9 protein-coding genes are annotated in these 6,746 nt (G+C 63.3%); 5 read left to right on the top strand and 4 right to left on the bottom strand.

The genetic code is table 11. From position 1 onward, the window contains the following. The coding region (locus PHW99_RS17610; RefSeq protein ID WP_300180724.1) for a YbhB/YbcL family Raf kinase inhibitor-like protein at window positions 1-550 on the bottom strand (550 nt) is incomplete at its 3' end. Window positions 551-653: 103 nt separating this feature from the next. After that, window positions 654-1,643 carry a helix-turn-helix domain-containing protein gene (locus tag PHW99_RS17605; protein WP_300180721.1) on the bottom strand — a complete coding sequence of 330 codons (990 nt, stop codon included), beginning with the start codon at window positions 1,641-1,643 and terminating at the stop codon, window positions 654-656. Window positions 1,644-1,733: 90 nt separating this feature from the next. Here PHW99_RS17605 and PHW99_RS17600 point away from each other — a divergent pair, with 90 nt between their 5' ends. The 3 genes from PHW99_RS17600 to PHW99_RS17590 all read left to right on the top strand — a co-directional run bounded on the left by PHW99_RS17600 (window position 1,734) and on the right by PHW99_RS17590 (window position 3,282). Then, window positions 1,734-2,135: a nuclear transport factor 2 family protein gene (locus PHW99_RS17600; protein WP_300180718.1), complete on the top strand. Its 402-nt coding sequence runs from the start codon at window positions 1,734-1,736 to the stop codon at window positions 2,133-2,135. A 166-nt stretch (window positions 2,136-2,301) separates the two neighbouring features. Then, window positions 2,302-2,598, top strand: a complete 297-nt coding sequence (locus tag PHW99_RS17595) for a cupin domain-containing protein (RefSeq protein WP_300180715.1) — start codon at window positions 2,302-2,304, stop codon at window positions 2,596-2,598. Window positions 2,599-2,640: 42 nt separating this feature from the next. After that, window positions 2,641-3,282 (top strand): LysE family translocator, encoded by a 642-nt coding sequence (locus PHW99_RS17590; RefSeq protein ID WP_300180712.1) that lies wholly within the window; start codon window positions 2,641-2,643, stop codon window positions 3,280-3,282. A 22-nt stretch (window positions 3,283-3,304) separates the two neighbouring features. Here the strand turns inward: PHW99_RS17590 and PHW99_RS17585 are convergent, their stop codons facing one another. Then, window positions 3,305-3,568 carry a hypothetical protein gene (locus tag PHW99_RS17585; RefSeq protein WP_300180709.1) on the bottom strand — a complete coding sequence of 88 codons (264 nt, stop codon included), beginning with the start codon at window positions 3,566-3,568 and terminating at the stop codon, window positions 3,305-3,307. Between the two features lie 152 nt (window positions 3,569-3,720). Beyond that, the gene (locus PHW99_RS17580; RefSeq protein WP_300180706.1) at window positions 3,721-4,641 is read right to left on the bottom strand and encodes a LysR family transcriptional regulator; all 921 of its coding nucleotides are present in this window, start codon (window positions 4,639-4,641) and stop codon (window positions 3,721-3,723) included. Between the two features lie 80 nt (window positions 4,642-4,721). Here PHW99_RS17580 and lysA point away from each other — a divergent pair, with 80 nt between their 5' ends. Continuing rightward, window positions 4,722-5,972, top strand: coding sequence for a diaminopimelate decarboxylase (lysA, locus tag PHW99_RS17575; RefSeq protein ID WP_300180703.1), 1,251 nt, complete (start codon window positions 4,722-4,724; stop codon window positions 5,970-5,972). Window positions 5,973-6,041: 69 nt separating this feature from the next. Continuing rightward, window positions 6,042-6,578, top strand: a complete 537-nt coding sequence (locus PHW99_RS17570; protein ID WP_300180701.1) for an NAD(P)H-dependent oxidoreductase — start codon at window positions 6,042-6,044, stop codon at window positions 6,576-6,578. Window positions 6,579-6,746: the final 168 nt, after the last annotated feature.

The following is a 6,746-nucleotide window of genomic DNA, read 5'->3' as shown; positions in this document are numbered from 1 at the left end:
GCCCCGCCAGCACCGTGGTGCTGGCCTTGCCCAGGCCGTTGACGTAACTCATGAAGCCCACCAGCGCCGGCGAGGCGCTCGCTGGCAGGTCAAGCTTGGCCACTTTCAAGGCGTGCACGGTGATCACGTAGCGGTGGGTTTGCCCCACTGGCGGGCACGCCCCCAGGTAGCCGGCCTGACCACCATCGTGCTTGAACTGCACCGCACCGGCGGGCAATTGGCCGGGCTCACTGCCTGCGCCCAGGGGCAGCTCATGCACGCTGGCGGGCAGATCGGCCAGCACCCAGTGCCACCAGCCCGAGCCGGTGGGGGCATCCGGGTCATACACGGTGACGACAAAGCTTTTGGTGTCTGCCGGTGCACCTTGCCAGCGGATGTGTGGTGAGACATTGCCACCCTGGCAGCCAAAACCGTTGGCAAATTGAGCATTGGGGAAACGGCCATCCAGCTGGCTGTCGGTCTCCACTTTGAACTCGGCGGCCTGGACGGTGATGGCACCAGACAGGGTCAGGCACGCGATCAATGTGTGGCAGAAGGAGGCGATTTTCATGAGGTCAACCTTGTCAAATGAAGAAGGTTTTATTGTGCTGGGGCAGGTGTTGACGTGCTGTTCTGTGCCGCGCAAGCATTGTCGCTATTCGATCAAGTTTTGATCAAGTTGACGGGTTCAGGACAGGCGGATGCCGAAACCGCTCCCGGTATTGCGCCGGGCTCAACCCGGCGGTACGGGTGAACAACTGGCGAAACGCAGACACATCGCTGTAGCCGACACCTTCCACAATCTGCGCCAGACTCATGCGGCTGTCCTCCAGCAGCACCTTGGCCTGCTCCACCCGCAGCGCTTGCAAATAGGCCAGCGGCGCCATGCCCACCGCCGCCTGAAAACGCCGGTGCAGCGTGCGGTAGCTCACGTGCAGGGCTGCGGCCAGTTCGTCGCAGGTGCAGGGCTGGCGGTAGTGCTGGGCCAGCCAGTCGGCGGCCTGCTGCGCCAGCGGGTCGGCAAAGTGGCGCGTCAAGGCCATGAAGGGCCGTTGTGAAGTTCTGGCCCCGTCCACCAGCATGATGCCGCCGACACTGCGCGCCAGCGCCGCGCCAAACAGGCGGCGCAACACATGCAGCGACAAATCGGTGTGCGCCGTCATGGCCCCGGCGGTGAGCACCCGCCCGCCGTCCACCAGCGCCCGGTCGGCATCGAGCTGGACGCGTGGGTAGGCTGCAGTAAACGCCGCTTGCAGCCACCAGGTGGTGGTGGCCGCGCAGCCGTCAAGCAAGCCACTTTCAGCCAGCACAAAGGTGCCGTAACAACTGGCTGCCAGCAATGCATCCGCTCGCACCGTGGGCAGCCGATCCAGCACCGGCTGCCAGACGCTGTGCAACTGCTGCGTCAGCGTAGCCAGGTCTTCGGCCAAAAAGCCGGGCAGGATGACGGCGGCGTAGTTGGCCAGCGTTTGCGGCAAGGCTTGTGTCTGCACCTGCACCCCATGGGCCAGCGCCACCGGGCCGCCGGCGGTGGACAGTACATCCACCCGGCAATCCTGCGCCTGCGGGTAGCGCCGGGCAATGCTCATCATGTCCAGCGAGGTCATGACGCTGGACAGGGTGGAGCCGGGTTCGATCAACAGTGCAATGCTGTGGTTTGGCATGTTTGCCCTTGTTTTTTGGCAATTCTGCCACTTCACACCAGCCCCTCCAACGCGCACCATGGCGGTCTTCTTCACCCTTCAAGGAAACCCATGGCCCCTCACTTTGGCACCCCGACTCAACAAGACATCTGGCGCACGGTACGCGCCATGAACGATGCCTGGACCCAAGGCAACCCCGACGATCTGGTGAACTTCTTTCACCCCAATATGGTGGCCATCACCGCCACTGACCGGCTGCGCCGCCTGGGCCAAGCCGAGTGCCTGGCGGGCTGGAAAGGTTTTGCCCAGGCCGCCACCATCCACCACTGGACTGAGACCGAGCCGCTGATCCAGGTCTATGGCGAGTCTGCCGTGGTCAGCTACTACTTTGACATGGCCTTCACCATGGGTGGCCAGCGCATTGAGATGGGCGGGCGTGATCTGTTCTTTTTTGTGCGCGAACAGGGGCGCTGGTGGGCGGTGGCGGATCAGTATTCGGCGTATCCGGGTTGAGGCAGAAAATGCCAGCGTGCGCTGCATCAGCTGGCAGCGCTTTGCTGATCCACATCTGGACTGAGTCAGGCGAAGTCACACAAGCTTTTCAGATGCAGGTACGTGTGTGAAGATGGCGTCGTCCGTGCCGACGGAAGTGCGGGGTGGTGGGCTGTACCATCACCGCGTGAACAAAATCAACCTCCCCCTGCTGGCCGAGCACTTGCCCGTGGCCTGGCACTCTTCCATCCTCGGTCAAGCCGCCGGGGCCAATATCAAGGTGCTGCGCATGGATGGCGCGGCGTACCCCAGCGAAGTCCACGATTTCGACGAAGCGCTGCTGGTCATCAGCGGGGTAATGCAGCTGGAGGTGGCAGGTGCAGTGATCAGTGTGCAAGCCGGTGAGCTGGTCATCGTGCCTGCGGGCCAAGCCCATGCCGTCGCTCCGGGGAGTTACGGCAGCTTGGTGATTGTTGATCAGTGATACTCGTCTGGTGGTGTTTTACTTTCAACCGGAGATATGGTGATGACGATTGAAACGATTTTGAGCTACACGGCGGTCGCCTGGCTGGCGATTGTCAGCCCTGGTCCGGCCATTCTTCTGGCACTGCGCAATGGTGCGGCATTTGGCGTGCGTGCAACTCTCTGGTCTTCTCTGGGCAACATCACGGGGATTTTTGTCCTCTCTGCGACGGCCATGCTCGGGCTGGGGGTGCTGCTGATGTCGTCGGCGCTTCTGTTTGGGGCCGTCAAGGTGCTGGGGGCGTTCTACCTGTTTTATGTGGGTTTGCGCCACCTGCTGGGCCGAAGCTCGGTGGTGAGTACGCCCTCCGTGCTTTCTGCGGGTGACACAAGCTCCAGTCCACGCCGACTGTATCGCGAGGGCTTTCTTCTGGCCGCGACCAATCCCAAACCGATTCTGTTCTTCACCGCACTGTTTCCCCAATTCGTCAACGCGGCGGCCCCTCTGCTGCCGCAGTTTTTTGTCCTCACTGGCATCTTCATGGCCTTGTCGTTCATCACGCTAACGGGTTACGCGCTGCTGGCTGGGCGGGCCAGGTCCTTGTTGGTGAAGCCGAACTTTGTCAAGTGGATCAACCGTGTTGTGGGCTCGGTCTTCATCTCCTTCGGTGCGGCCTTGCTGGCACTGCGCCGCCCGGTCGCCTAACCCGATTGGGGCGAACCCGTTTTCAATGGTGCTCATGAACAACATTCCCGCCCTGCGCCCGCAGCAGGGCGGCGCAGCCTTTCAGCACGTCAGACCCTGTACTTTCCACCAAGTCCAGCAGGTGGATGGCGTAAGAACGGTCGTTGTGCAGGCGGTCGGTGTCAATCCACCAGCCCAGGCCCGCCATCAGCCATTTGAAGTCAACTTCTTCCAGCATCACCAGGCGGTCGTCGGGCAGCGGGGCGGCCCCGTAACCCGTGCGCATGGGTGTGGTGTGAACTTGCATGATCATCACTCCTTCGGTGACACGTCGGCATTGCCTGGAATGTCCTGACACACAGTGTGCGCGCCTGTGATCCAGGTGTTGGCGCAAAAGGGCGGTGAAAGGCAGGCCAATTCCGGTCTTCACGGGGTGCAGTGGCCAGACGGCACAGGGTGTCAGGGGAGGTCGAGCTCCTGCGCCGCCGCTTTCACGGCCGCCACCAGCGCCGGGCGCAGCGGGTGCGGCGCGGCCACTTCGGGCAGCAGCAGGCTCACCTTGAAGGCAATCGCCACGCTCAGGGGGCGCACCACCAGATCGGGCCCGGCCATGGCCAGCGCGGTCAGTGGGTTGACGATGGCCAGGCCCAGCCCCTGGCGCACCATGGCGCACACCGCCACCGCGCTGGCGGTTTCCAGGCAGGTTTGGCGGGTGACCTGGGCGGTCGCAAACATCTGGTCAATCTGCGCCCGGTAACTGTCACCGGCGGCCAGGCTGATAAAACGTTCGCCCTCAAAGTCTTGCGGGGTCAGCACGGTTTTTTGGCACAGACGGTGGCCGGTGGGCAGCACCGCCACTTCGTTCACCTGCAGAATGGGCTGCAGCGTGACCCCGGCGGGGGCCTCAGCGGTTTCGCTCAAACCCAGATCAAAGCGCTGCTCACTCATGGCCTGCTCCAGCCAGGGCGATTCTTCCGGGTGGACGCTGACCGAAGCCTGTGGCAAGACTTTTGCAAAGTGCACCAGGGCTTGCGGCACCAGCGCATGCGCCAGCGCCGGCAGGCAGGCCAGCCGCAAGCGCCCGGTGGCTTGCAGGCGTAATTCCTGGGCGCGCGCGGCGATCTGCTCCAGGCCGACAAACGAGCGTTCCACCTCCTGCATCAGCGCCAGCGCCCGCACCGTGGGGCGCAGGCGGCCACGCACCCGGTCAAACAGGTCAAAGCCCAGCAACTGCTCCAGCCGGGCCAGCTCGCGGCTCAGCGTGGGCTGGCTGGAGGCGCACACCTCGGCCGCGCGGCTCAGGTTGCCGTGCAGCATGATGGCGCGGAACATGGTCAGTTGGCGGTGGGTGAGGGCTGGGGGGGACGGGGTGGGTTGCATGGGTTAACTATATCCGTGGTGAATCGTTGGTTCAACAAATCGGCATTGATTGAATGGGTTTACCCGGGCATGATCGCCCCATGAACCCCTTTACTCCCTCCACCCTGGCCAGCTTGGCCCACACCCACGGCACCCCTTTGTGGGTTTATGACGCCGCCACCATTGAGCGCCAAGTCGCCAACCTGCGCCAGTTTGACGTGATCCGTTTTGCCCAAAAGGCCAACTCCAACACCCACATCCTCAAGCTGATGAAACGCCTGGGCGTGATGGTTGACTCTGTGTCGCTGGGCGAGATCGAGCGCGCGCTGGCCGCAGGGTTCACCCCCGGCGTGCATCACGGCCATGCCGAAATCGTTTTCACCGCCGACTTGCTGGACCGCGCCACCCTGGCCCGCGTGGCCGAGCTGGGCGTACCGGTGAACTGCGGCTCGATTGACATGCTGGACCAGCTTGGCGCGGTCAGCCCCGGCCACCCGGTGTGGCTGCGCATCAACCCCGGCTTTGGCCACGGCCACAGCAACAAAACCAACACCGGCGGCGAACACAGCAAACACGGCATCTGGCACGCCGACCTGCCGCTGGCCTGCGAGCGTGTGCGTGCCAACGGCCTGACGCTGATGGGCATACACATGCACATTGGCTCCGGCGTGGACTACGCACATTTGCAGGAAGTGTGCGGCGCCATGGTCAAGCTGGTGGAAACGGTTAAAGCCCAGGGCCTGGATCTGGCGGCCATCTCCGCCGGGGGCGGCTTGTCGATCCCCTACCAGGCCGATGCGCCGACGATTGACACCGCGCACTACTTCAGCCTGTGGGACGCGGCCCGCACGCAAATCGCCAGTCTGCTGGGCCACCCGGTCACGCTGGAGATTGAGCCGGGTCGCTACCTGGTGGCCGAATCCGGCGTGCTGGTGGCCGAGGTGCGCGCCACCAAACAAATGGGCCGCAACCCGTTTGTGATGGTCGATGCCGGTTTCAGCGACCTGATGCGCCCCAGCATGTACGGGGCCTTCCATGGCATGGAAATCATCCACGCCGATGGCAGCCCCGCCACCGGCGCGCCGCAAGACACCGTGGTCGGCGGCCCGCTGTGTGAGTCGGGCGACGTGTTCACCCAGGGTGAAGGCGGTGTGGTGCTGCAACGCGCCTTGCCTCCCGCCCAGGTCGGCGACCTGCTGGTGTTGCATGACACTGGGGCCTACGGTGCGTCGATGTCCTCCAACTACAACACCCGACCGCTGATCCCTGAGGTGCTGGTGGAAAACGGCCAGCCCCGGCTGATCCGGCGGCGCCAGACAGTGGCGGAGCTGCTGGCGCTGGAGGTGGTGTAGCTGGGACGCGAACCTGCTTGCCAAACAACTTCTCTTTCATAAACCCAGATGTCTCATTTCCTTTTTCTCATGGCCTCCAACCGTGAACCCGGTCAGATCGGCAATACCGAGTGGTTGGCCAGGCGCGCCGCGGCCAGCCTGCCGGCCGACAGTCAGCAAACCTGGAAGCGGCTGGCCGGTTTGCAGTTGCCGGAATTTGTGGACCAGCGCCACACCGTGGGCAGCTATCCCTGGCCTCAGGGTGCGGCGCGTGATCTGCTGGACGCCACGATGGCCTGTACCGATCTGGTGCTGGTGGCGCCGGTTTACTGGTTCAGCTTTCCCAGTACCCTGAAGACCTACCTGGATCACTGGAGCGCCTGGATGCGGATTGAGGGCCTGCCATTCAAGGAAGAGATGGCCAAGAAGCGTCTGTACCTGATCACCACCAGTGGTGACCGGGCCAAGGCGCAGCCCATGATCGATTCCACCCAGTTGTGCGCGCGTTTCCTCGCCATGGAATTTGGCGGCACGCTGTGGGGCAAGGGTGGGCCGCCGGACGCGGTGCAGTCAGATCTGACCGCCTTGGCCAGTGCTGAGATGTTTTTCAAACGCGCAGCTGCCTAAGCGATTACTACAGGGATTTGCTACTGTTTTGATAGTGATTCACGGAGTTGTTTCGCGGGCTGGAGTGCATTTTTCCTTGTTTCGCCTCAGACCTTGACGCGGTTCACCAGGAAAATGCCCAGCACCGCCATGCCGCCCCCAAAGATCACGCTGGCGCTGACCGATTCG

It is taken from the genome of Rhodoferax sp. (assembly GCF_028689305.1).
Lineage (GTDB): Bacteria > Pseudomonadota > Gammaproteobacteria > Burkholderiales > Burkholderiaceae_C > Rhodoferax.
Note: the sequence above shows the minus strand (reverse complement) of the source record. Positions and strands in the feature narration are given on the sequence as shown.

Bases quoted from the DNA above. Each gene is read 5' to 3' on its own strand.
- PHW99_RS17600 (WP_300180718.1), top strand. From the start codon at position 1,734: ATGGCCCCTCACTTTGGCACCCCGACTCAACAAGACATCTGGCGCACG.
- PHW99_RS17585 (WP_300180709.1), bottom strand. From the start codon at position 3,568: ATGCAAGTTCACACCACACCCATGCGCACGGGTTACGGGGCCGCCCCG.
- PHW99_RS17605 (WP_300180721.1), bottom strand. From the start codon at position 1,643: ATGCCAAACCACAGCATTGCACTGTTGATCGAACCCGGCTCCACCCTG.
- PHW99_RS17590 (WP_300180712.1), top strand. From the start codon at position 2,641: ATGACGATTGAAACGATTTTGAGCTACACGGCGGTCGCCTGGCTGGCG.
- lysA (WP_300180703.1), top strand. From the start codon at position 4,722: ATGAACCCCTTTACTCCCTCCACCCTGGCCAGCTTGGCCCACACCCAC.
- PHW99_RS17580 (WP_300180706.1), bottom strand. From the start codon at position 4,641: ATGCAACCCACCCCGTCCCCCCCAGCCCTCACCCACCGCCAACTGACC.
- PHW99_RS17570 (WP_300180701.1), top strand. From the start codon at position 6,042: ATGGCCTCCAACCGTGAACCCGGTCAGATCGGCAATACCGAGTGGTTG.